Source organism: Actinophytocola sp., assembly GCF_049647105.1.
In the GTDB taxonomy this organism is placed as follows: domain Bacteria; phylum Actinomycetota; class Actinomycetes; order Mycobacteriales; family Pseudonocardiaceae; genus Actinophytocola.
On record NZ_JBARWZ010000016.1, the window covers coordinates 13,692 to 38,635 of the forward strand.

At 67.9% G+C, this 24,944-nt stretch carries 16 protein-coding genes and 1 tRNA gene; 8 read left to right on the forward strand and 9 right to left on the reverse strand.

Features of this window, described 5'->3' with window-relative positions; genetic code table 11:
- Positions 1-75: 75 nt before the first annotated feature.
- The 4 genes from ettA to WBA97_RS02000 all read right to left on the reverse strand — a co-directional run bounded on the left by ettA (position 76) and on the right by WBA97_RS02000 (position 5,809).
- Positions 76-1,752, reverse strand: coding sequence for an energy-dependent translational throttle protein EttA (gene ettA, locus WBA97_RS01985; RefSeq protein ID WP_424228898.1), 1,677 nt, complete (start codon positions 1,750-1,752; stop codon positions 76-78).
- Between the two features lie 244 nt (positions 1,753-1,996).
- Positions 1,997-2,437 (reverse strand): single-stranded DNA-binding protein, encoded by a 441-nt coding sequence (locus WBA97_RS01990; protein WP_424228899.1) that lies wholly within the window; start codon positions 2,435-2,437, stop codon positions 1,997-1,999.
- Positions 2,438-2,593: 156 nt separating this feature from the next.
- Positions 2,594-4,576 carry a cytochrome c oxidase assembly protein gene (locus WBA97_RS01995; RefSeq protein WP_424228900.1) on the reverse strand — a complete coding sequence of 661 codons (1,983 nt, stop codon included), beginning with the start codon at positions 4,574-4,576 and terminating at the stop codon, positions 2,594-2,596.
- A gap of 24 nt (positions 4,577-4,600) precedes the next feature.
- The gene (locus tag WBA97_RS02000; RefSeq protein ID WP_424228901.1) at positions 4,601-5,809 is read right to left on the reverse strand and encodes an MFS transporter; all 1,209 of its coding nucleotides are present in this window, start codon (positions 5,807-5,809) and stop codon (positions 4,601-4,603) included.
- Positions 5,810-5,907: 98 nt separating this feature from the next.
- Here WBA97_RS02000 and WBA97_RS02005 point away from each other — a divergent pair, with 98 nt between their 5' ends.
- Both WBA97_RS02005 and WBA97_RS02010 read left to right on the forward strand, forming a co-directional pair.
- On the forward strand, positions 5,908-6,987 hold the full coding sequence (locus WBA97_RS02005; protein WP_424228902.1) for a LacI family DNA-binding transcriptional regulator: 1,080 nt from the start codon (positions 5,908-5,910) through the stop codon (positions 6,985-6,987).
- Between the two features lie 98 nt (positions 6,988-7,085).
- A tRNA-Arg gene (locus WBA97_RS02010) sits at positions 7,086-7,158 on the forward strand.
- Positions 7,159-7,813: 655 nt separating this feature from the next.
- Here WBA97_RS02010 and WBA97_RS02015 read toward each other — a convergent pair.
- Both WBA97_RS02015 and WBA97_RS02020 read right to left on the reverse strand, forming a co-directional pair.
- Positions 7,814-12,931, reverse strand: coding sequence for an AAA domain-containing protein (locus WBA97_RS02015; RefSeq protein WP_424228903.1), 5,118 nt, complete (start codon positions 12,929-12,931; stop codon positions 7,814-7,816).
- A gap of 257 nt (positions 12,932-13,188) precedes the next feature.
- Entirely contained in the window at positions 13,189-14,451 is a 1,263-nt protein-coding gene (locus WBA97_RS02020; RefSeq protein WP_424228904.1) for an ISL3 family transposase, read from the reverse strand.
- A gap of 558 nt (positions 14,452-15,009) precedes the next feature.
- Between WBA97_RS02020 and WBA97_RS02025 the strand changes: the two genes are divergently transcribed.
- The 3 genes from WBA97_RS02025 (at position 15,010) to WBA97_RS02035 (ending at position 18,246) form a co-directional block, all read left to right on the forward strand.
- Entirely contained in the window at positions 15,010-15,990 is a 981-nt protein-coding gene (locus tag WBA97_RS02025; RefSeq protein ID WP_424228985.1) for a terpene synthase family protein, read from the forward strand.
- A gap of 68 nt (positions 15,991-16,058) precedes the next feature.
- Entirely contained in the window at positions 16,059-17,426 is a 1,368-nt protein-coding gene (locus WBA97_RS02030; RefSeq protein WP_424228905.1) for a cytochrome P450, read from the forward strand.
- Between the two features lie 316 nt (positions 17,427-17,742).
- Positions 17,743-18,246, forward strand: coding sequence for a hypothetical protein (locus WBA97_RS02035; protein ID WP_424228906.1), 504 nt, complete (start codon positions 17,743-17,745; stop codon positions 18,244-18,246).
- Here the strand turns inward: WBA97_RS02035 and WBA97_RS02040 are convergent.
- Positions 18,201-19,418 (reverse strand): Fic family protein, encoded by a 1,218-nt coding sequence (locus WBA97_RS02040; protein ID WP_424228907.1) that lies wholly within the window; start codon positions 19,416-19,418, stop codon positions 18,201-18,203. The two genes, WBA97_RS02035 and WBA97_RS02040, sit on opposite strands and share 46 nt — an antisense overlap.
- A gap of 453 nt (positions 19,419-19,871) precedes the next feature.
- Here WBA97_RS02040 and WBA97_RS02045 point away from each other — a divergent pair, with 453 nt between their 5' ends.
- A complete protein-coding gene (locus tag WBA97_RS02045) occupies positions 19,872-21,485 on the forward strand; it encodes an ABC-F family ATP-binding cassette domain-containing protein (protein ID WP_424228908.1) in 1,614 nt (537 codons plus the stop codon).
- A gap of 161 nt (positions 21,486-21,646) precedes the next feature.
- Here WBA97_RS02045 and WBA97_RS02050 read toward each other — a convergent pair whose 3' ends face one another.
- Together WBA97_RS02050 and WBA97_RS02055 are read right to left on the reverse strand one after the other, a co-directional pair.
- Entirely contained in the window at positions 21,647-22,294 is a 648-nt protein-coding gene (locus tag WBA97_RS02050; protein ID WP_424228909.1) for an enoyl-CoA hydratase-related protein, read from the reverse strand.
- A 24-nt stretch (positions 22,295-22,318) separates the two neighbouring features.
- Positions 22,319-23,182, reverse strand: a complete 864-nt coding sequence (locus WBA97_RS02055; protein WP_424228910.1) for an aminoglycoside phosphotransferase family protein — start codon at positions 23,180-23,182, stop codon at positions 22,319-22,321.
- Between the two features lie 64 nt (positions 23,183-23,246).
- Between WBA97_RS02055 and WBA97_RS02060 the strand changes: the two genes are divergently transcribed.
- Both WBA97_RS02060 and surE read left to right on the forward strand, forming a co-directional pair.
- A complete protein-coding gene (locus WBA97_RS02060; RefSeq protein ID WP_424228911.1) occupies positions 23,247-24,176 on the forward strand; it encodes a 1-phosphofructokinase family hexose kinase in 930 nt (309 codons plus the stop codon).
- A 9-nt stretch (positions 24,177-24,185) separates the two neighbouring features.
- Positions 24,186-24,944 (forward strand): 5'/3'-nucleotidase SurE, encoded by a 759-nt coding sequence (surE, locus tag WBA97_RS02065; protein ID WP_424228912.1) that lies wholly within the window; start codon positions 24,186-24,188, stop codon positions 24,942-24,944.

Below are 24,944 nucleotides of genomic sequence, written 5' to 3' on the forward strand. Positions count from 1 at the left end.
CACGAGTGCGGCGCACTCGTGCAGCCCACCGGTCGCCGGTAGGTCGTTCCAGGCCGCCGCCACCGCACCCCCAACCTAGTCGCGGGTCAGCTTGCGGTAGGTGACCCGATGCGGGCGGGCGGCTTCTTCTCCGAGGCGCTCGATCTTGTTCTTCTCGTAGCCCTCGAAGTTGCCCTCGAACCAGAACCACTTGGCGGGGTTCTCGTCTGTGCCCTCCCACGCGAGGATATGCGTCGCGACCCGGTCGAGGAACCACCTGTCGTGAGAGATCACGACCGCACAGCCGGGGAACTGCTCCAACGCGTTCTCGAGCGAGCCAAGAGTCTCCACGTCGAGGTCGTTCGTCGGCTCGTCGAGCAGGATCAGGTTGCCGCCCTGCTTGAGGGTGAGCGCCAGGTTGAGCCGGTTGCGCTCACCACCTGACAGCACACCCGCCGGCTTCTGCTGGTCGGCTCCCTTGAACCCGAAGGCGCTCACGTACGCGCGGGACGGCATCTCGACCTGGCCCACGTGGATGTAGTCCAGCCCTTCCGACACCACCTCCCACACGTTCTTCTTCGGGTCGATACCGCCCCGCTCCTGGTCGACGTAGGACAGCTTCACCGTGTCGCCGACCTTGACCTCGCCCGCGTCCGGCTTCTCGAGACCCACGATCGTCTTGAACAGCGTCGACTTGCCGACGCCGTTCGGGCCGATCACCCCGATGATGCCGTTGCGGGGCAGGTCGAACGACAGGTCCTCGATCAGAACCCGGTCGCCGAAGCCCTTCTTGAGCTTGTTGACCTCGACGACGATGTTGCCCAGCCGCGGCCCCGGCGGAATCTGGATCTCCTCGAAGTCGAGCTTGCGCGTCCGCTCGGCCTCCGCCGCCATCTCCTCGTACCGGTCGAGACGGGCCCTGGACTTGGTCTGCCGCGCCTTCGCGTTGGACCGCACCCACGCCAGCTCGTCCCTCAGGCGCTTCTGCAGCTTCTGGTCCTTCTTGCCCTGGACCGCGAGCCGCTCCGCCTTCTTCTCCAGGTAGGTGGAGTAGTTGCCCTCGTACGGGTGGGCACGCCCTCGATCGAGCTCGAGGATCCACTGCGACAGGTTGTCCAGGAAGTACCGGTCGTGGGTAACCGCCAGAACCGCGCCCGAGTACTGCTGGAGGTGCTGCTCCAGCCACAGCACGCTCTCCGCGTCCAGGTGGTTGGTCGGCTCGTCCAGCAGCAGCAGGTCCGGCTTCGACAGCAGCAGCTTGCACAACGCCACCCGTCGGCGCTCACCACCGGAGAGCAGCGTGACGTCCGCGTCCGGCGGCGGGCAGCGCAGCGCGTCCATGGCCTGCTCGAGCTGCGAGTCCAGGTCCCACGCGTCCGCGTGGTCGATGTCCTCCTGGAGCTTGCTCATCTCGGTCATGAGCTCGTCGGAGTAGTCCGTCGCCATCTTCTCGGCGATCTCGTTGAAGCGCATGAGCTTCTGGTGGATCTCGCCGACGCCCTCCTGGACGTTGCCCAAGACGGTCTTGTCCTCGTTCAGCGGCGGCTCCTGCTGGAGGATGCCGACCGTGTACCCGGGGGACAGGAACGCCTCGCCGTTGTTCGGCTGGTCCAACCCCGCCATGATCTTGAGCACGCTCGACTTGCCAGCGCCGTTGGGACCAACCACCCCGATCTTCGCCCCGGGGTAGAACTGGATGTAGACGTCATCAAGGATGACCTTGTCCCCGTGCGCCTTGCGCACCTTCTTCATGGTGTAGATGAACTCGGCCATGGGCGCGATCGTAGAGCGGCCCGTGCTCGGCCATGACCGCGGTGTGGCTGTTTTGCCTACGCGAACGATGTCGAGTCAGGCGGCATCCTCCAGCGGAGAGTCGGCGGGCGACGGCCTGCGTGATCAACTCCTTCTGGGTCCTGGGCGGTTCACCCGACCGGGCGCGGCGGGCTGGGCGTGTGCGGGTCAACGAGCGGGCGTGGCCACCCCTGCCGGCCCACCGCCGGCAGCAGAGCCAACGGAGTCATGCAGCGTCGGCCACCTCCTCTCCTGGTGACCCGGGTTGACCGGACGGACCGACGAGCGCGAGCTGCTCCGAGGACGCCCACGACTGCCGGTTGACGATCACGGTGTGCCAGGCCAGGTCCGGACCGACCGCCCTCGCGTCGATCTCGGGGTCCGCCCGCAGCGTGCCGTCGTCGGTTGTGTACTCGCGGACCTTCATGCGGCCGCTCACCACCACATGGTCGCCCTTCTCCAGCGCACCCATTCCTTCTGCGAGCCTGCGCCAGCCGGTTACGCGGAGGTACAGGCGGTCGCCGTCCACCCACGTCTGCTGCTCCTTGTCGAAGCGGCGTTCCTGGCACGCGACGCGGAAACTGGACACCTTGTCTCCTGTCGAGGTCATGCGGGTGGTCACGTCGGTGACGACCCGGCCGGTCACGGTGATCGGTGTTTCGAACATGTGCCCAGCCTGCCCCGGGCGCGCCAGGACCGCCGGAAGTTACCGGCGAGTTGTGGACAGGCGCAGCGGCTGTGGACAAGTGGCCGCTGGGAGGGGCCGTGAGCGGGCCCGATGTCGGTGGGCCGTGGTAGGCGCCGCGCTATCGCTGCTGCCGTACTAGGACTTGTCGGACAGGTTCTTCAGCATCGCGTTGTAGGCGGCGTGATCGGAGTCGTCGCCCTCGATGTCGGCGCGGCGATCCTGCCGCCGGGCCTCGCGGTCGTCCGCACGGGCCCACTGGACCAGCAGCGCGACCAGCACGATCAGCAGCGGCAGCTCACCGGCCGCCCACGCGATCCCGCCGCCGAGCCGCTGGTCGGACAGCAGGTCGGTGTTCCACGTCAACGCGAGCCGCCGGTAGAACTGCTCGCCGATGATCGTGCTCATGCCCATGAGGATCACGCCGAAGAACGCGTGGAACGGCAGGGACGCGAACACCATGCCGAGGCGCGCGACGTGCGGCAGCCTGCGCGGCGAGGGATCGATGCCGATCACCGGCCAGTAGAAGAGATAGCCCACCAGCAGGAAGTGGGCGTTCATCACCAGGTGCGCCCAGTGCTTGTCCAGCGCCCAGTCGAAGAGGCCGGAGAAGTACAGGACGTAGAACGATCCGACGAACAGCACGAGCGCGACGACGGGGTGGGTCAGGAAACGCGACAACGGCGAACGGACCAGCGTCAGCAGCCACTCACGCGGTCCTGGCACCCCGTCCTTGCCCGCCACCGGCAGCGCACGCAGCGCCAGCAGGACCGGCCCGCCGAGCACCAGCAGCACCGGCGCCAGCATCGACAGCATCATGTGCACTTCCATGTGCACGCTGAACATGGCGGCCGAGTACCGGCCGATGCCGGACGAGGTGGCGACGAGGATCACCGCGCAACCGGCGAGCCACGCGACTACCCGGCCCATCGGCCACGTGTCACCCCTGGCCAGCAGCTTGCGCACGCCAAGCACGTACAGGACGGCCATGACGATCGCGAGCGTGCCGAAGATGAGGTCGAACCGCCACGAGGTCAACAGGTTCACCAGCGTCGGCGGGGCGTCGATCGGGTAGCCCAGCTCCCGTTCGACCTGGCCGGGCAGGTACTCGAGCTGCGGCGGCGGGGTGCGGGCCAGCGCGACCGCGATGCCGATGGTGAGGAACATGACCAGCACCTCGACCGCGGCGAGCCGCACCAGAAGCCTGCTGGTGCCGCCTTCCTGGATGGCGCGGACGCTGTACTCCCGGTGGAAGTAGCCGAACGCGCCGAGCAGCACCAGCGCGACGATCTTGGCGACCACCACCCGCCCGTAGGGGGTGGTGAAGACCTCGCTGAGCGGCACGCGCACCCAGGAATTGATGACGCCAGAGGCCGCCATCGCGATCCAGCACACCAGCGCCACCGAGGAGAAGCGGGTGACGGCGACCGTCATCGCGGGCCCACGATCGAAACGCCGGGCATACATCATCAGCGCGACCAGCCCGCCGACCCACAGCGAGGCGGCGACGAGATGGAACACGAGGCTGTTGCTGGCCAGGTCGTGGTTGCCGCCCGACGACGAGTGCCCGGTCATCGGCACCGGCAGCACGCCGAAGACCGCGAGGCCGAACAGTCCCGTGACCCAGCCCCAGGACAGCACGACGAACGCGGCGAAAGCGATGAAAAGGGCGACGCCCGCGGTGATCAGCCATGCCTTGGCCTGTTCGAGCTCACTGACGAGCTCGAACATCAGCGACGAGTCGCGCAGCATCTGCGACACCGGGCGGCCGACCGCGTCGGCGACCAGGAACGGAACGGACGCGATCGCACCCGCGAACCACACGAGCGCCGACCACGCCGCGGTCCGCAGCGCCGCGTAGCCACCCGCGCCGACCATGCCCGTCTTCTGTGGTGCCACGAGGAACGCGGCGAACAACAGCGACCCGACGGTGAGCACGGCGCCCGCTTCCGCCGCCACGCGGACCGCCGCGCCCAACTGCACGTCCAGCGTCGCGTCTGGGGCGGTGAAGCTGAGCAGCACCACGGCGACCAGCGCCGCGAACGGTGCCGCCACGAAGATCAGCGGTACGACGCTGGGGACCCGCGAATGGGTGGATTTCGCGATGCTGTCGACGGACACTCCTTGGACTTTAGTCACCGGCGTCTAGAGCGTCGCCGGTGCGATCGACTCCTTTTCCTGTTCGGCCACCTCGTCCTCGCGCCTGCGGGCGGCGGCCGACGCGAGCGCGACCGGTGCGATCAGCAACGCGACGACGCCGGCGAAACCGATCGCGAACTCCAGGTTCGTCAGCTGCGCGACGCCGCCGATCATCGGCGGGCCGATCAGGAAGCCCGAGTAGGCGATGGTCGTGACGAACCCGATCTCCCGCTCGCCGCCCGTCCCGTCGCCCCGCCTGCCGACGGCGCCCGCGAGGTCGAGCGCGACCGGGAACGCGAACGCGAGACCACCACCGGCCAGCGCGAACCCGGCGTAGGCGAGCCACGCGAGCGGCACGATCGCGATCATGATCATGCCGAGTCCTGCCATCAGGGAACCGGCCACCAGCACCTTCACCGCACCGAACCGGCGCTCGATCTGCTCGCCGAACAGGCGAACGACGCCCATCGCGATACAGAAGACCGAGAACGTGACCGCGCCCGCCGCCTCGGACATGCCGCGCTCGCGGACGCCGAACAAGGCCGACCAGTCGCCGTTGGCGCCCTCGACGACGGCGGAGAACAACGCGATCATGCCGAGCAGCCACAGGACCGGCCTGCGCAGCATGCGGCGGTCGCGGCCGGTGCGCTCGACGGTGCCTGCGCCGGCCTGCTCACGGGGCACGAACCTGATCACGCCCGCGGTGAACAGCACGGTGACGCCCGCGACCAGCGAGAAGTGCGGGACCAGGCCGAGCCCGTGTCCCGCGGCGAACGCGGCGCCCATCGACCCGGCCAGTGCGCCGAAGCTGAACCCGGCGTGGAAGACCGGCATCAGCGGGCGTTCCGTGCGGCGGATGACGGTCACCGCGGCCACGTTCATGGCCACGTCGAGCATGCCGACCGAGGCGCCGAGCAGGACGAGGACGAGTCCCAGCTGCACCGGTGAGCCGACCGAGGCCAGGATCGGCAGGACGGCCGCGGTCGTGAGCGCAGAGCCGAGCACCATCACCCGTGCGCCGAACCGCGCGCACAGCCGGCCGGCGAACGACGCGGCGGCGATCATGCCGATGCTCGCGCCGAGCAGTGCCAGGCCGAGCACACCGGCGCCTGCGCCGATCTGTTCGGCCAGCGTCGGCATGCGTGGCGCCCACGAGCCGATGACGACGCCGTTGAGCGCGAACACCAAGAACACCGACAGACGCCCCGAACGCACCGGCTTCTCCTCCCTAAGTATTCCTCGCGGACCATCGTACTGAAGCGCTTCAGTCATGGCTACGGGTTTGCTGAAGCACCTGGTCGTAGGCTTGCGCGGTGACCCAGGACCGGGAAAGGCGACCGACGCTGGACACCGTTGCCCAGCACGTCGGCGTCTCCCGGGCGACGGTGTCGAACGCGTACAACCGGCCGGACCAGCTGTCCACCGCCCTGCGTGAGCGGATCATCGCGACCGCCAAGCAACTCGGGTACGCCGGACCGGACCCGGTCGCGCGGAGCCTCGCGACCAAACAGGCAGGCTCGGTGGCGTTCATGCTGTGCGACGGGCTGTCGTCGGCGTTCTCCGACCCGGCGCTGTCGATCATGCTCGACGCCCTGTCGTCCACAGTGGACAGCGGAGAGCGGTCTCTGCTGCTCCTGCCCGGTCTGAGCGGCGACGGACCGCGCGCGCGGTCCGTGATGCGGGCGCAGACCGACATCGTGGTGGCCTACTCGCTGCCGGACAACGCGCCCGCACTAGAGGCGGTACAGGCACGCGACCTGCCGCTCGTGGTGGTCGACCAGCCCGCCGTGCCACGGTCGGCACGGGTACGGGTGGACGACAAGGGCGGCGCGTACCTGGCCGCGAAGCACGTCGCGGAGCTGGGACACCGGCGGGTGGGCATCGTCGGCCTCGGCCTGAGCGCGGACGGCGTCGGCGGGCCGGTCAGCAGGCAGAGAATCGAAGACGCACACTTCGAGGTGACCCTCGACCGCCTTGCCGGATACCTCAAAGCCCTGGGTGAACAGGGTATTGTCGCTGAGTCGGTGCCGTTCTGGGAGGCGCCGGGCAACGCACGCGAGATGGGCAGGGAGGGCGCCAGGTGGCTGTTCGGCCTCGAACCGAGACCGACCGCGGTGCTCTGCATGTCCGACGAGCTGGCGCTGGGCGCGATCCGCGCCGCGAACGAGCTCGGACTGTCGGTACCGGGAGAGGTCTCCATCGTGGGCTTCGATGACACCCCGGCCGCCAGCTGGGCCGATCCGCCACTGACCACCGTGCGCCAGGACCTCGTCGCCAAGGGCCGACAGGCCGGTGAGCTGGCGTTACGCATGCTCGACGGCGCAAGACCGGGCAGACAGGTCACTCTCGAAGTGGACCTCCAGGTCCGCGGCTCGACTGCCGCGGCGGTGTGAACTCAGGCCAACTTGGCCGGAACGAGAAACGCCAGAGCCTCCACGAACGATCAGACCCACTGGGACTGCCATCCGCCTCCGGCGGGCGGCAGCCTCATGCCCTCGTAGCTCAGCGGACAGAGCAGGAGCCTTCTAAGCTCTGGGTCGCAGGTTCGAGTCCTGCCGGGGGCGCGCAAAACATGGGCAACATCAACAGCCGAGCGGCTGGTACTGGAAGACACCTACCAGGTGTGAGTGCCAGTCGTTGCGGCTGTTGGTGGTCTTGTCTCGCCGGTTCCTGCACAGTCCTGGTTGTACGACCAATGACACCGGCTTGGATCGAGGTCTTCTCATCACTGGAGATCACAAACTCCCGCGGCCCGAGCTTGCGGCCCTCCCAACGACCTTCGTAGAGGTCCAGCACCCGCTCGGCCTTGACCGCGAAATCCGGGTCCCGGGGAAACAACCACGACCGGAACTGCCAGGGTTTGATCGCGTCCCGGGCCAGCCAGCGGCGCACCGTGGCCGGCGACATCTGCTCGGCCACACCCTGCGCCACCCCATGGCCTGCGACTGGTATCAGCGGCAGGTTCGCCCCTGTGCAGCCGTAACCAGCACATCCACGTTCATCACTATCCAGGCCACGACCTCATCGGACGACGTATGGCGGCGCACTGCAGCTCATATAGCCAGCACGAACCCGTAACTGCGAGACTGTCCAGCACTACGACGTGAGGCGAGCTGGCCGCGCGCGGTTGCTTCAGCCGATCTTTCGCCGTCGAGTGTTCTCGGCAGCGTTGTGGACGCGGGCTGCGCGTCCACCACCTTGGTGCTTTCGGGGCACAGGTCACGTCGAACGACTGTACCGCCGCTCACCTCGTGGGCCATGGCGTTCTAGCAGGTCGCGTTCGTAGAGGGCGCGGAGCAGGTCTTGGGCGCGGTTCGCACTAACCTGCAACGCCTTGCGCACGTCGGCGTTGGTGATCGGCCGGGTCGCGGACAACTTCCATACCGCGTGTAGCTCCGGGTCGTTGAGGTCGGCGTCAAGTCGGTCCAGTCGCTCGGCGAGCACGTATTGGGTCCCTCGACGCTGTCCCTGCTTGTCGAGCAAGCCCTCGGCGACCAACGCCGCGAGCGTGGCCCGAGCCGTGTCGGCATCCACTGCGAGGAGGTCTCGGACGATCTCGTTGGTCAGCGCCCGCCGACCAGCCTCACGCAGTACCTGCGTACGTTGGTCCGCGGTCGGCTGCGATACCTCCGGTGTGCTGACCGACGGGACGTCTCCTGGCAGGACGTAGCGGGTGCCGCGGGTCTGTCCGATCCGTGCCAACAGCCCGATCGACACCATGCGTGTCAGCACCTCCCGCGCTTCCGCGGTGGTGATGCCGTACTGCTCAGCTACCTGAACGGACGACAGCGGGCCGGCTTTGGCCAGCGTCGTCAACGATCTGGTGAGCTCGTCGGGTGTCAGGTCCGAATTCGACGGTAGCGGAGCGGTCGCCACGGGGTCACTAGTGACGGTGGCGAGCCGTACCGGCTCCGCCGGCTTGATCTCGTCGGGCTCTGGCTCGTCCTGTGTGGGTTCGTCGGGCTGCGCGGTCGTCGTCGGCGTCCACGCCACCTGTGCCTCGCCGGCGGCGGCGTCCGTGGCGGTGGCGTGCGGACCGATGCGCAGGCTGTTGAGGGTGGGCCACAGTGACGACAGCGCGCGTTCCCGGTTCAGGTAGTACTGGGACTCGCGGACCCGCCAGAACGTCCAGTCGCAGCGCTTCAGCTCCTGTTCGCGTTGGAGGTCGGCGATCCGTTGCTCCGGTGTGGTGTGGAATGCGTCGCCGTCACATTCGACGGCCAGTTTGCCCGCCGCCCCGGTCACCACCAGGTCGATCCGCCGTCCGTTGGCTTCTACCTGCGGTGTGACGTGGTAGCCGCGCGCGGTGATGTCGAGGAAGACCCGCTGTTCGAATAATGAGTCGAACGGGGGCTGCCGGACATCGGGCGAGACGTCGGTGAGCGCAGGTGGCAGCGGGGCCGAGCCGGTGCTCAGCATGTAGGTCAGCAGGGAGTGGCGGAGGTCGGTCGTGCGCAGTCGGTCGGCGGTGACTGAGTGGAACAGCCAGAGCTGGTCCTGCGCCCTGGACGCGGCCACGTTGAACCGACGGCGGAACTCGTCCCGGGTCAGCGACGCGAAGTTCTGTTCCGGGGCCACGACCAGCGACAACCACACCACGTGCCGCTCGTCGCCCTGGAAGTCCGGTGGTGTGCCGACGCGGAAGCGTCGCTGCTCCCAGTCCTCGGCACTCATCCGCGCGCCGATCTCCGCGGTGATCAGGTCCACCTGGGACTGTCCCTGAAGCACCACGACGCCGAACGTCTTGCCGTCGTATGCCGGATCGTCGAGACAGGTCAGCACGGAGTCGGCGATGGCTTTCGCCTCCACCGGGTTGGTCAACGTGGCGTTCTGTCCCTCGACGTAGGCGCCGCTGACATAGGTGGTGCGCAGCGGAGGCAGGCGATCTGCGCCGAACTGCCGCACCGGCACGAGCGGGGCGTCGAGGTAGAACTCGTTCGACGACCAGGCGATGATCTCCGGCATGCACCGGAAGTGCTCGCGCAGGCGGACCATCTGCCCGAAGCGGGAACGCAGCATCGAGAAGATGCTGGACTTCGGGGTGAGGTCCGCGCGCAGGTACTCCGGCACGTCCGGCAGCTCGGTGTCCAACCGCTGGAAGATCGGGTTGAGCGATCCGGCACCGATCTCCGACGGCGTGCACTGCTTGTCGTCGCCGACCACGATCACTCTTGGCGCCAGCCAGAGCAGGAAGCTGCTGGTCAGCTCCGCCTGACTGGCTTCGTCCACGATGACGACGTCGAACGCGTTGGGTTCGGCCGGGATCGACGCGAGCACCTGCTGCACCGGCATCACCCAGGCTGGCACGGCCTCCTGGGCGACGACCATGGCCTGCCGCGCTGCCTGCCGGAACTTCTCCGCGTACTTGCCGGTGCCCTTGCCGACGTTCGACATGGCCGACCGGTAGCTCTGCAACGCCTGCACCTGGCGGGCACTCATCCGCTCCATCGAGGCCTTCCAGGCCTTCGCCGCCGCGAGGTCGGCGGTGAGCACGGCGAGGTCGCTCACCGTCGACGCCAGCTCGGCGTCGAGCTGGTCCTCCAGTCCGTGCTGGGCTCGTTCGTCGAGCCACGTCCTGGCGCACGCCCATGCCCACGCCGGCGACCACCGCGCGAGCCGCGTCTGCCAGTCGGGGTGGTCCGGCGTCGCAGCCAGCATGGTGCGCAGTTCGGGCGCGCGATCGGTCAGGCGCTGGTCGAGTTCGTCACAGACGAGCTGGTCCCGCTGCTGGGTTCGGGCATGATCGAGCGCAGCCAGTGCCTCGGCGTAGCGGGCCACGTCCATCGCCCGGATCGCGTCCGCCACGGCGGTCAGCTCCGGCGGTCGTGCGGAGGTGGACACCAGGGCGAGCACCTCGTCGGCGGTGCGGACCAGCTCGGCCTGCGCGAGAGCGGCCCGCATGCTGTCCGCCACGGCGCTCGTGACCGAGCCGATCAGATCCAGGTGGTCGATCGACGTCAGCGCAGGCCGGGTCGTGGCCGGCAGAACGGACAGGGGTTTCGCGAGTTCACTGCCCGCGGCGAGCACCGCCCCGACCAACGAACAGAGGTGACGAACCTGCCGGAGGCGTTCGACCAGGGAGCCGCGATCCAGTTCCAGCGGAATGGTCAGGCCAAGAGGCGCGAACGCCATCGCGAGGGTCCTCGCTGCCGCCAGGACCCGCAGGTGCCGGGCCGCGACGATGACCGTCTCACTGGTGCTGGGCACCACGCCTGCGACCGTCACGGCACCGGCCAGCGCTTCCACGGCCTTCTGCTCGACGCCCTTGAACATCTTGCGCGACTGCCCACCGGACGTAAGAAAGGTGGCGAACCGCTCGAAGACGCCGGCACCGACCTCGGGGTCGAGCGCGGGCGACACCGTCACCTGCACGAAACCGGCGTGCTGGTCGTGCGAGATCGCTTCGTCGACGAGCCCGAGTTGCCCGGTCGCGCGCTGCCACAGGTGCATCGAGGTGCCGGCGAGCAACGAGTTCGTCAGCTGGGTTGCCCACGCTGCATCGGTGGGTGCGGCCCGCAGGGCGGCGGTCGCTTCCGCCACCTGCCTGCAGGCCACGTCGAGGTCGTACAACACCTGTCCGGGCAGCTCCCCCAGGACGGCGACCAGCCCGCTGCCGTCGGTGGCCCGCACGGCATCACCGCGGACGATGATCTCGGTCTGCTTCGCCAGCCACGTGTCGGCCGGCAGGGCGTCGGCCCTGGGCATCCGCTGGTTCCGGCGGGACCGGCGTTGTTCGCTCGCGGTGCGCAGCAGCTCCACCAGCTGTCGGATCTCGCCCGCCGACAGAGGCTCGGGGCCGGAGACCTGCCCGGGTATCCAGCCGTCGACCTCGACATTCGCCGCAGCCTGCCGGGCGATGTCGGCGAGCGTCCCGCGGTAGTCGGGAGCGATCTCGGGATGAATGTAGGTCTCCGACTCACGCAGTGCCCGGATGTCCTCGACGATCCGGCTCTTCCTGGCACGGGCCTCGGCTCGGCGGGCGGTCAGGTCGGCGATGCGGCGCGCCGCAGACTGCGGGTTGAAGTCGGTCTTCGCACCGGCCAGCGCCGCGACACTGCGCGCCAGGTCGGAATTGCCTTTGGCCGACGCGTCGGTGAGCGAGACGCACAGGTCCTGCATCTGCTGCGGCAGCTTGTCCCGCAGTACCCGCAACGCCTGCGCCTTCTCCGCCGTCACCAAGATCCGCTGACCCCGGGCAAGCAGGGCACTGACCAGGTTGGCGATGGTATGTGTCTTACCGGTGCCGGGTGGGCCCTCCACGACAACGCCGCTGTCGCCACCGAGCCGATCGATGATCTGTGCCTGGTCGTCGTTCGCGGGCAGCGGGAACAGCGGGTCCTCGGCCAGTGCCGCAGACCCGACCCCGCCGGTGCGTTCCAGCCACGCCAGCCGGTCCGACGGCTCGATGGCCTCGACGAGTTGAGCGAGGCCGAGCGGGACCGGCGTGTCGTCGCTGTCGAGGGACCGGGTGATCGCGTCGTAGAACTCGCGCAGTGCGAAGGCGCCACGTCGCCTGGCCACCAGCGCCGGGGCGAAACCGAGCTGGGTGACCTGCCCAGTCGGCAGTGCCCATTCCTCGCTCACGGTGTGCCCGGTCAGCAGAGCGCGGCCTGCCCATTCCTTGAGGTAGGCGACGGCAGCCGGGTCCAACGGAGAGGACACTGTCTCAAGCAGACGGTCACGCAGAACCGCGGTCCCGCTCTGGTCGAACAATGCGAGGCCGGACAGCACTTCCTCGGCTTCGAGGCGGACGACGCTCTCCGGCATCAACGCGCACACCATGGCACCTGACTGCGGGTCCTGCTCGATGCTGACGGCCTGGGTGAGTAGATGGATCCGGACGCCTGCCTCACCCTGTTCGCCGGGCGCGTGCAGCAGCCCCGCGGCGACAACTATCTCGACCGACTCCGGACGCTCCTGCGCGATCCGGTGCAGGTCGAACAGCTTCTGGAACAGTTCAGCGCGTGGCCGCCGCAGACGCTCCTCTGCCGCCCACGGCCGCCACGCGGCCATCCAGGTCGAGAACTGCTTGGCCACTTCGGGGTGGTCGGTGACAGAGCTGGGCCGGTTCACTCCAGGAAGAAGCACGCTCTCCCGCAGTACCGGTTCGTCGAGCGACCCCCGGGCGTGGTCGATCCATGGCACCACGACGCGCGGACAGGGCGGTTCAGGGTCGCGCCGCACCCGCACAGCCCGCAGGATCTCGTCTCCCGGTTCCACCGCGGTACGCACCGGGAGATGCTCGGCCGCGTCCGCGAGCAGCAGCATCTCCTCGTAGTTGGTGATCGACCGGATCGGTCGCGTCTTGGCGACGGCGAGCTGACGCAGCACACCCATCAACCGACGAACCTTGTCGCGCAACACCGGGTCATGTTCAGGAAGCTCGACCACGGGAACCTCGTCCTTGCCGTGCGGATTATGGGCGTTGCCGGATTTGCATTCCCTGCCTGCATCGTCGAGTCAGTACACAAACGTCACACGCGCGCGCGGGATTCGTCCGAACGGACTAACCGCCCCGGATCCGGTGAAACGCCGTCCGGTCATACGACGACGTATCACGGGACCTACTGCCGTTCGTGTGGGTGAGTTTGGTGTCAGTCCTGTGAGGGTCTTCCGGGTAGTGGCGGGCAGAGGCCGCTTCGGGTGAGCATGGCCATGGTGATGAGTGCCTCAGGTGAGCGGAAGCCGTAGGAGCGTCGGGTGAGGACGCGTAGGTGGGTGTTGGTGGATTCGCTGCGGGCGTTGGACAGTCCATGATCGAGGGTGTTGCGGATCAGCGGCAGGTAGTACTTGATGGTCTTGGCCAGCTTGACGAACTCGGGGATGCGGCAGCGGGCGGCCCAGGCCATCCGCCCGGCGAGCAGGACCCGGCCGGGTTTGCCTCGCGCGGCGAACACCGCGCGGAGTTGCTCCTTGAGCAGGTAGGAGCGGTAGAGCCGGTTGTTGGTCTTGGCGATGGTCGCGATCGTGGTGCGCTGGGCGCCGGTAAGGTTCTCGGGATTCTTCAGCACAGCCCAGCGGAGTCCCTTAACATCACTGGCCTGCGCGGTGTTTCCCTTGCCGCGCAGGGTGTTCCATAGTCCACGGCGTACCGTGTCGACAGCATCGGTGGCCCACTGAATGACGTGAAACGGGTCCAGGCACAGCACCGCTTGGGGTGCTCTGGCCTTCACGGGGGTGTGGATCCACTGGGCACCATCAGCGCAGACGTGCGTGAGCTGTTTGGTGCGTTCAGCGCCGAGGGCGTCGAAGAACTTCAGCACAGTCTCGGAGTTACGGCCCTCGGCCGCCCACACCAGCCTGCCGGTGTCATGATCGACCACGCAGGTCAGATACCGCTGCCCCTTGCGGTAGGCGATCTCATCAATCCCGATGCGACATAGGCCGGCCAGCAGGTCGGTCTTGCTGGCCTGCTCGGTCACCACCCGCTCCACGATGGCCTGGACCGCCCGCCAGGTGGTGCGCAAGAACTCCGCGACCGTCGAGGCCGCCGCGCGCGCGGTCCACCACGCCACGGTGTCCTCGAACGCGTGGGTGTGCCGCGCTGTCGGGCGCGCCCAGGGCGCATGCGCGACCACGACCCCATGCTCCGGGCAGGACACCCGGATCACCTCCGCCTCCAGATGCACCATGGTCGCGCCCCAGTCCAGGCTCCGCCACCGCCGCGCCTGCCCGCGCCGGTCGTAGCCCGCGCACCGTCGCCGGCAGCGTGAGCACCGCCCCCGCTGCCCGGCTCTGGCCCGAACCCGCAGCACCAGATCCCACCCGTCGTCCTCGCCGTGGTCTTCCCGATAGGTCGACTCGACCACCGTGTCCTGGACCCCCAGCAGGTCCCGTAATAGTCTCGTAGGGCGCACGCCGTCCCGTCCATGATCGTTCCTTACCTTCGCAAGTCAGAAACGTAGACGGCGCACGGCGTGCGCCCTAATCGATCATGAAACCCCACCCACACCAACGGCAGAAGAGCCTGAACCAGGGCGCTCAATTGCGCGCGCGGCACGTTTTGCATCAAGGACCTGATGGTCTCGCCGTTAAACACATGTCGAGGTTAAACATGTCCACCTGATGCGTGGATTTCGATCCACCGACCGTGGTGGTTAACTACAACTGTGGACACACACGACTTGTTCGGAACTTTACCAAGAGACATGGATATGGCGGCGATAGGCAGGACGGCCGACATGTCAAATTTCACCGAACGACCAGTTCCGGCGGGCCGGGGACATCGATCCGGTCTGGTTTCCCCGTGTCCGCGATCGGGTTGACCGCAGGCGGGCCCGAGCTGCCGGTTGTTAGCAGCAGGTCTTGGACGCCTGCAGGCCGCTGGTGATCCGGCTCCGGGAACTGCTGGCGGAGGGCCACCGACCACGCAGCGGCTAACTTCACATGACCGAGCGAGGTACCAAGTGGATGACATGATCCGGCATCTGGCCGTGTTCCCGTTGCGGGTCAGCCGGTGGGAGATGAACGCGGAAGACCATGTTCGCCGCTGGGTTCGTGACAGCGGCCTGGTCTCCTCCGACCGAGCACGGGAGCGATTCGAGCGCACCGCGCCCGGCAGCCTGACCGCCCGCGTCTACGCGCTAGCGTCCAAACGGCGCAGGCTTGAGGTCTGTGCGGACTGGATCGGCTGGCTGTTCCTGATCGACGACCAATTCGACGAGGGCGACACGGGTCGGTCGGTGGACACGGCGGACCGTCTCATCGCTCGCTTGCTGCCCGTTCTCGATGATGCTCAGCCAGGACCGACGAGCCTCGCTCTCTCCAACGCGTTCGCTGACGTACGGGAGCGGCTGCTGCTGCCGATGCCTGAGCACTGGCGGCGGAGGTTTGACGGTCACGTCCGTGACTATCTCACCGCATGCCGGTGGGAGTCTGCAAACAGGCAAGCAAACCGGACACCCACCGTGACGGAATTCCCCGCAGCCCGGCGTGACGCGGGCGCGATCTGGCCGTCGCTAGATCTGCTGGAATACGCGATAGGAGAGACCCTTCCCGACTGCCTCTATCTAAGCGAGCCCTTCCAGGAACTGGTCACCGCAGCAGCTGACGTCGTCTGCTGGACCGACGACATATTCACCGTCGAAAAAGAACGCGCCCACGGCGACGTGCATAACTATGTCCTGATTCTAGAGCGATACGAATCCATGAGTCCCGAACAAGCGACACACCGCCTAGAGGACATGATCGCCAAACGGGTAGCCGAGTTCCAGAAAATCGCCATGGGGAACCTAGCGAACCTGCAAGAGCAGGCCCTGAAAAACGCCTCATACAGCACAGTTAGTTCGATCCTGTCTGGCCTACGCGATTGGATGCGCGGCCATCTGGACTGGGGCATGACCACCGTTCGCTACCAGCATCTAGCATATCCACTAACTGAAGGTAAGCCGAGCTAACTGCAAAGTTTTCCGAAATGATGGGCGGCCCTGCCTGACCAGATCCCAACACGTGAGAGGCGCACACCATGGATGAAGCGAAGGAAAGCCCACTGGCTCCGGGCGGTTTCCCGATGATCGGCCACACAGTTCGCATGATTCGCAACCCTCTGGGACTCTTGGAAGAACTTAGCCATCATCCCTCGCCAATCCTCAAGCTTAAGTTAGGCGGACGCACCACCTTTTTGATTAAGCGTGCCGAACTCGCCAGGCAGGTCCTGGTAGGCGATTACCATTCCTACGATAAGGGCGGACCCATCATCGATGCCGTTCGACTGTTCGCAGGTAATGGCCTGGCGTCCTGCAGTGCGGCCGACCATCCTCGCAAACGTTTGGAGATGCAGCCCGCCTTTGAACGGTCCCGCCTCGCGGTGTACGCGGCCACGATGGCCGAGTGCGCGACTACCTTGGCTGACTCCTGGGAACCGGGAAGCGAGATCAGCTTCCATAAAGAAGCATTCCGCATGTTCGCCACCATCAGCACAAAAACCCTGATCGCTGCCGAGGATGCCGAAGAAGCCGCAGAAGTACTGCGAGTAACCCTATCCGACATCCTGCGGGGAGCATACCGGCGCGTGCTCATCCCGGTGAAGGTCGCGCATGAACTGCCACTACCAGCCAACCTAGCCTACCGCAGGTCACAACGCCGCTTCAACGCGGCCATCCACGAGGTAATCAAAAGCTACCGGTCGGCCGGGTTCCAATACAATGATGTCCTCTCAATAATCATGGCCAGCAGAAACCAGGCCACCGGCGAAGGGCTGACGGACATAGAGGTGTTTGACGAAATCCGGACGATCCTCGCTGGAAGCGTAGAGACCGAGGCTGCTATTCTTTCGTGGGCCATCTGGCTCCTGACCCAGCACCCGAAGACCCTGGAAGCGCTCCGCTCAGAGGTAGACACGGTTCTGCAGAACCGTCCCGCGCCTGACAACGAGGATTTGACAAAGCTGCCGTACACACACCAGGTGATTTGGGAGACCAACCGACTCTATCCGCCAGCATGGTTGATCAGTAGACTCGCGGTGGCCGACACCACCCTGGGCGGGTATCGTATCCCCAAAGGGGCTGGTGTTGTTTTCAGTCCGTACTATATCCATCGCGACTCAAGCATCTTTCCAGAGCCGGAGAAATTCCTCCCCGAGCGTTGGGGAAACCACGAAATCTCGCCCGTGCAGCGCGCGAGCTTTATGGGATTTGGAGCAGGTCGCAGAAAATGCATCGGAGACGTTTTCGGAAATAACGTACTCGCCGTAATGCTGGCTACCATCGTTCACCGGTGGAGTTTTGTTCCGACCGAGGAAGGCCCAGTAAGGCCAGTCGCTGGGGTGACACTCGAACCCTCGAACCTAACCATACGCATCGAGGATCGACGTTTCAGCGGGCCCCGGAAATAGGAGGTCGATACGGTAGCTTGACCCAAAACTCGGGCCGATCAGGAATGGCAATGTCGACTTAAGAGAACGTGTCGCGAGTTGACCTCGTTCTCGTAATTGACCTCGATTCTTCAGAGGCTTGCGCAGTTGAGGGCAGACTCAGTCTGCTGCGACACTTCGGTCACCACCGGATTCGAACCGCGACGTGCACTGTCAGCCGAGACGGTGAGGGCACACCTTCCTTCACGGCTCCGGACATTCTGTCAGAGACATGTCCTTGACACAAAGGCACTGGTCAGACCCGATTCCGCGAGTAGTCGGCTGAGTTGATCTTCGGGTGCGTGCACTGGCGATCGCGCGTCGCGACGGGCTGCGGGACCAGGACCGGGTGCTGAGCGCACTGGGTTCGCTGTACCGCGAATGGGGCAGGTTGGCGAAGGCGCTCGACGCGTACCTGGCGCTGGTCGACGTGCGCCGCGACGCCGGTGACCAGCCCGGGACGGCGGCCGGGCTGACCGAGGTCGGCACCACCATGCACGCCGCGGGCCGGGTGCGGTCGGCCATGGGCTACTTCGACCAGGCCGACGAGCTGATGATCCAGGCCGGTGCGGCACCGGCCGACCACGCCCGCGTCCTCGTGTGGTGCGGGCGGACACGGTGGGAGCAGGGGCAGCACGGTGCCGCGCGGCGCTGGTGGAGCCGGGCACTCGCCATGCTCGTCGGTGTCGACGAGGCGGAGGCGGACCGGGTTCGGGCGCTGCTGGCGACGGAGCCGGAAGGCGATCCGGACTTCCCCTACCTGTCGAACACCTCGTCGTCGCCATCCGGTGGGGTCGGGTAGTTCAGCTCGAAGAGGTCCATCACGGCCGGGACCGCGAAAACCTGCGGGTGGTTGTGGCCGTTCATGCTGCGGATGACGCCCATTCGCTGGAGTTGTTTCGTCAGGCTCGCGGCCTGTTGCACGGTGATTCCGCACCGCTGCGCGATCTGCAGGTTCGTGGTGATCGGGGTGGCGGCGAGGTCCCTGGTGACCCGCACGATTCCGTCCATGCGCCTGCCGATCCTGCCGAGGTGTTCCTCGCTGATTCGTTCGACCCGTTCGATGAATCGCAGCTGGTTGCGGCACAGGTCCGCGACGCCCTCCGCGAAGAACACGAGGAATCCGTCGAGATCACCCTTGTGGACCATGCCGAGAATGTGGTCCCGGTATTCGTCGCGGTGCCTGCTCAGCCATTCCGACATGGGCAGCAGCGGGTCGGCCAGCGCGCCTTCCCGAATCAGCGCGAGCGTGATGTACAGCCGGGAGAGGTGGCCCGCGTGCGCGACCGGCGCGAGCACGGACAGCTGGTAGTGCCCCAGCGCGACCCTGGCCAGCAGCGGCGCCTCGCAGCCGGAGTCCACCCAGGCCGACCACTGCATGCCGCTGGTCTGCAGCTCCGCGCCGGGTGGCCCGGCGATCAGGTAGGCATCGCGTGGTTCCGGCCCACCGAGCCAACCTGGCCCGGTGCGCCACGACACCTCGGTCACCTCGTCGCCCTCGATGTACCCGAGCGACTCGGCCGTGCCGTCGAGGATCCAGCCGAGTTGGCTGAGCAGTGCGAGGTTGATCGCGCCGCCCGCCTGGACCCAGGCGACCGCCTCGTCGCCTGCCACCAGATACCGCCGCAGGCCGAGGTCGACCCCGGATTTTCCCGCGGTACCCGGCAAATCCGCGATGAGCAGTTCCCGCAACGCGGAGAAGACGCCGCCGAGTTCTCCCGAACCGTGTACGTCGCGCAGCTGGGCCAACCGTACGAGCCCCGCACGGTTGGGCAGCCGCGCCGCCGCCTCGTCGAGCCTTCCAATTGCCTGTTCGGCCTCGGCGAGAATTCGGTAGGTCTGCGGCAGCAGCCGCACCATCGACGGCAATGGGCGCGGCATGAACGCGCCTTCCTGGCGCACCCGAGCGGGAATGTCGTCGATGCCCTCGGCGAGGAACCAACGACCCGTCTCCGCGGGCATTGCGTCAGGCATGGCGGAAAGACTGGCCGACCGGACCGAAATCGGCAAACCTTTCAAAGCGCACATGCAAGATCACCATCCAGGACTCCGCACCAGTCCGAGGACGAAGCCGGGTGCTCCACCTCGGACGGCAGCGCGCCGAGGTCGCCACCACGAACCGCGGCCCCTCCCGCCGCGGGTCCCGCCGCCGGACTCCTACCAGTAGTCGAACAAATGTTCGAAGCGATGTCAAGGTGCCGGGAGGGTGCTGAAAACCGTCGGCCCCTGGCCGCGCGGTGCTGCTATGTTCGAGGACAGTTGATCGTGAGGAGCACGCTTCCGATGGTGGCCGAGGACGACGTCTCCGGGTAGCTCCGGAGCCTGACCGGCGGTGCCCCGCGTGGTGACACCGCGTTCGGTCGCGCCATCTTCTGCCCTGTCGACTCCGGGCGGCATTCGCACGCCCGCGCCCATGGAAGCGTCGTCATGTCCAAGATCGTGTGCACCAACCTGTCCTTTTCGTGGCCGGACGGGACCTCCGTCGTCACCGACCTCTCCTTCTCCTTCGGTGCCGGGCGCACCGGGCTCGTCGCGCCCAACGGGGCGGGCAAGAGCACGCTGCTGAAGCTGCTCGCCGGTGAGTACGTGCCGAGCCGGGGGTCCGTGGCCGTCGACGGGGTGCTCGGATACCTGCCGCAGACCCTGCCGCTCACCGGTGAGCCGACCGTGGCCGAGGTGCTGGAGATCGCGCCCGTCATGCGTGCGCTCGCGGCCATCGAGGCCGGGGACGCGAGCGAGGAGAACTTCACCATCGTCGGGACCGACTGGGACGTCGAGGAACGCGCGCTGGCGCAGCTCGACCGGCTCGGGCTCGGCGGCGTCACGCTGGACCGCACCCTTGGCACGCTCAGCGGCGGGCAGGTCGTGTCGCTCGGCCTGGCCGCCCAGTTGCTGAAGCAGCCGGACGTCCTGCTGCTCGACGAGCCGACGAACAATCTCGACCGCTCCGCTCGCCTGCGGCTCTACGACGTCCTCGGCGACTGGAAGGGGTGCCTGCTGCTGGTGAGCCACGACCGGGCGCTGCTCGACCGGATGGACCGGATCGCGGAGCTGGAGCCCCGTCGGCTCGTGTTCTTCGGCGGCCCCTTCTCCGCCTACGACGAGGCGAAGCAGGCCGCGCGTGAGGTGGCCGAGAAGGACCTGCGCGGCGCCGAGGCGGAGCTCAAGCGGGAGAAGCGCGAGATGGCTGAGGCCAGGGAACGCGCGGCCAAGCGGGCCGCCACCGGTGCGCGCACCAACACCGACATCCCGAGGATCATTCGCGGTGGGCTGAAGCGGAAGGCGCAGGAATCCGCGGGACGGGCCGACGGTGTGCACTCGCAGCGGGTCGAGGACGCGCGGGCCCGGCGCGACGAGGCGGACCTCGCGTTGCGGGAGGACGACACGCTTTCCCTGTCACTGCCCGAAACGGCGGTGCCCGCCGGGCGGACCGTGTTCCACGGTGAGCGGATCCGGGTGCGGGACCTGTTCGCGGGCGACGGGGTGACGCTCGCGGTGCGCGGGCCGGAGCGGGTGGCGCTGACCGGGGACAACGGGGTCGGCAAGTCGACGCTGTTGCGGGTGGTGAGCGGCGATCTCGAACCGGACGGGGGGTTGATGCGCCGGGCCGACGGGCGGGTCGCCTACCTGTCGCAGCGGCTGGACCTGCTCGACCCATCACGCAGCACCGTAGAGAACCTGCGGGCCTTCGCACCGTCGTTGTCCGTCACGGAGACCATGCACCTGCTGGCCCGCTTCCTGTTCCGTGAGGAGCGGGCTTCGCTGCCGGTCAGCGCCCTGTCGGGCGGCGAGCGGTTGCGTGCCACGTTGTTGTGCGTGTTGCGGGCGGAGCCCGCGCCGCGGTTGCTGCTGCTCGACGAGCCCACCAACAACCTCGACCTGGTCAGCGTGGAGCAGCTGACCAGCGCTTTGAAGGCGTATCAGGGGGCGTTCGTGGTCGTGAGCCACGATGACCGGTTTCTTGCCGACATCGGGGTGGCGCGGTGGTTGCGACTCGCCGACCGGGCACTGACGGAGGTGGGACCGCCCGAGGATCACTAGTGCCCCGTCCAGGCGGATACGGCATGATTCTCGACGGCCCCGCCGCCCGCTGGCCGCGTTGCCGAAAGGCCCAAGTACAACCCGGTACGAGGACCTTCCGGCGCCTTGCCAGCGAACACCGGGATCCGCCGATAATCACCCCAATCCACCTGGACGGGGCACTAGCTACGGAGCGCCTCCAGTGGGCCGGCGTACATCTGCGCCTTGATCGCCTTCAGGGTCTGCGGGTTCTTGTTCGCCAGTGGGCGGGCCCGGTCGAGGGCGTTCGCGAGCACGTCCACCTCCGGGACCGCGGCGTCCACCAGGCCTGCCCCCGCCGCGTCGGTACCGCCGTAACGACGGCCGGTCGTCATGGCTTCGTGCGCGGTGGCCGGGGTCAGCCTGGACTGGATCAGTGCCGCCATGCCGGGGGTGAACGGGATGTTGATGTCCACCTCCGGCAGGCAGAAGAAGCCCCGGTCGGCACGCATCACGCGGAAGTCGTGCGCCAGGGCCAGCATGGCGCCCGCCGCGAACGCGTGGCCGGGGATCGCGGCCACCGTCGGGGTCGGGAACTCCAGCACACGGGCCAGCAGCGCCTGCACGTCGACGACGTAGGTCTGGAGCTGGTCGCCGTGGGCACCCAGCCACTCGAGGTCGAGTCCGTTCGAGTAGATCTTGCCGCTCGCCGTGGTCACCAGCGGTGCCGGCGCCTGTTCCACCTCGTCCAGCGCGGTGTTCACCGCCGCCAGCCAGTCCGGGTGGAAGCGGTTCTCGCCGTCTCCCAGGTCGAGCACGTAGACGTCGTCATCCCGCTTGAGCGTTGGCATGCCGTCACCATACTGGCGAGTAACTTAGTCGGCCAGAACCTCGCCGAGCACGAGTCGCGAGTTGGCGGCCAGCGCCGGGTTCGTGTCCACGTAGTACGGCAGCTGGATGATCGAGATCGACAGCGCCCACGCCCGCCCACGCAGCCACGTCACCTCGTCCACGTCGAGTGCCGTGCGGAACGTGTGCCTGGCGCGCGCCGGGAGCAGGTTCCACGCCACGATCAGGTCCACCGTCGGGTCGCCGACGCCCGCGCAACTCCAGTCGATCACCGCGCTGAGCCTGTCGTTCTCGACCAGCACGTTGCCAGGGGACAGATCGCCGTGCAGCCACGCAGGCGGGCCCTGCCGGGCCGGTAGGAGCAGTGCTTCGTCCCACAGGCGGGTGAGCGCGGCCGTGTCCACCATGTCCGCCGACCGCGCGAGGGCCGCCCGGGTCGGCTCGTCGCGGGTCGGCAGTGGCACGCCGCGGCCGGCCGATGGCGCACCCGACGGGTCCACCCGCCGAACCGCTCGCACGAAATCCGCCAGATCCTCGGCCAGGGTGTCGTCGGCCGTCGCCGGGTTGGTGCCGGGCAGCCACCGGCACACCGCCCACGGGTGCGGGTAGCCCTCGGCAGGGGCGCCCATCGCCACCTGTTCGGGCACCGCCACCGGCAGCTGCGGCGCGAGCCACGGCACCCACCGCCGGTCCCGCGCCACATCCTCGGCGGCACCCGGGATGCGGGGCAGGCGCACCGCCAGGTCGTCGCCGAGGCGGTACATCGCGTTGTCGGTGCCGGACGACGGGACCGGCTCGACCGGCAGGTCCGCCCACCGGGGGAACTGACCGGCCACCAGGCGCCGCACGAGCGCGGTGTCGATGGCTGCCTCGTCGGCGTGCATCCGCATGCCGACGATCTTCCGTGCGACGTCAACCGAGTTACTTCCACCCAAAGGTGGGTATGTCCCCTTTGTGACTGAACGGGTGAGTGTGTTCGCGCCGTCTCCTCAGCTGACGGTGACGGTGGAAGATCTCGACGGGCAGCCGGACGTGCATCTGCACGCGGGCGGGCAGGGGTTCTGGCAGGCACGAATGATCACCGCGCTCGGCTCGCCCGTCACGTTGTGCTGTGCGCTCGGCGGCGAGACCGGCCGCGTGCTGCGGCACCTGCTTGCCGAGCACGACATCGAGGTGCGGGCGCGGGACGTCACCGCGCGCAACGGCGCGTACGTCCACGACCGCCAGGACGGGGACCGGAACCAGGTCGTCGAGCAGCGGCCGGATCCGCTGACCCGCCACGAGCTGGACGACCTGTACGAGCTGGCCGTCGTGGCGGGGATGGACTCGGGCGTCGCGGTGCTGAGCGGATCCGTGGACGAGTCCGCCGCCGAGGTCGTGCCCGTGTCCGTCTACGAGCGGCTGACCACCGACCTCGTGCGCAACGGCTGCCGGGTGGTCGTGGACCTGGCCGGGGACCGGCTGTCCGCCGCGCTCGCCGGGACGCCGACGGTGGTGAAGGTCAGCCACGAGGAACTGCTCGAGGACGGCCGTGCCGACGACGACAGCGTCGCCGGGCTGACCAAAGCGGCGCGGGCGATGATCGACGACGGCGTCGAGGTCGTGGTCGTGTCGCGGGCGGCGGACCCCACGCTCGCCGTGTACGAGGACACCGAGCTGCTGGTGGCCGGGCCGTCGCTGGCACCGGTGGACACCAGGGGCGGCGGTGACTCGATGACCGCCGGGATCGCGGCGGCGTTCGCTCAGGGCAAGGACATCGAGGCCGCGCTGCGGCTGGGTGCGGCGGCCGGGGCGCTCAACGTCACGCGGCACGGGCTGGGCAGCGGCAGCGGCGACGCGGTGCGGACGCTGGTCGAGCGGGTAGAAATCACCCAGGCGGGGTAGCCCGAAAGCATGGGCCCGCGCGTACTGGTGACGAACGACGACGGCATCGACTCCCCCGGCCTGGTGGCACTCGCTCGTTGTGCGGTGGATCTCGGCTGGCACACGGTGGTGGCCGCACCCGCCACGGAGTCAAGCGGCACGAGCGCGGGACTCACCGCGGCGAAGGACCACCGGCAGGTCGCGGTGGAACGCAGGACACTCCCCGGCCTGCCGGATGTCGAGGCGTACGCCGTCGCCGCGCACCCCGGGCTGATCGTGCTCGTGGCGTGCCACGACGGGTTCGGCGGGCGGCCGGACATCGTGCTGTCCGGGATCAACCGGGGCGGGAACGTCGGCCGCGCGGTCCTGCACTCCGGGACGGTCGGCGCCGCGCTGACCGGGGCCGTCAACGGTGCCCGCGCGGTCGCGATATCGCTGGACCTGCCGCTCGACCCGGACCTGGACCCGACGTGGGAGCGTGCGGCGCGGGTCGCACGCGAGCTGCTGCCCTCGGTGGTGGACCTGGAGCCGGGCGCGTTGCTCAACGTGAACGTGCCGGACGTGCCGGAGGTGAAACCCGCCAGGTGGGCGCGGCTCGCCACCTACGGGCGGGTGCAGCACAAGGTGACTCAGCTCGGCGAGGGCTCGATCGAGGTCGGCAACGTCGAGGTCGACGGCGAGCTGGAGCCGGGCACGGACGCGGCGTTGCTGGAAGAGGGCTACGTGACGGTCACGGCGCTGCGGTCCGTACACGAGGACGACACCCTGATGGGTGGCGCATTGCCGTAG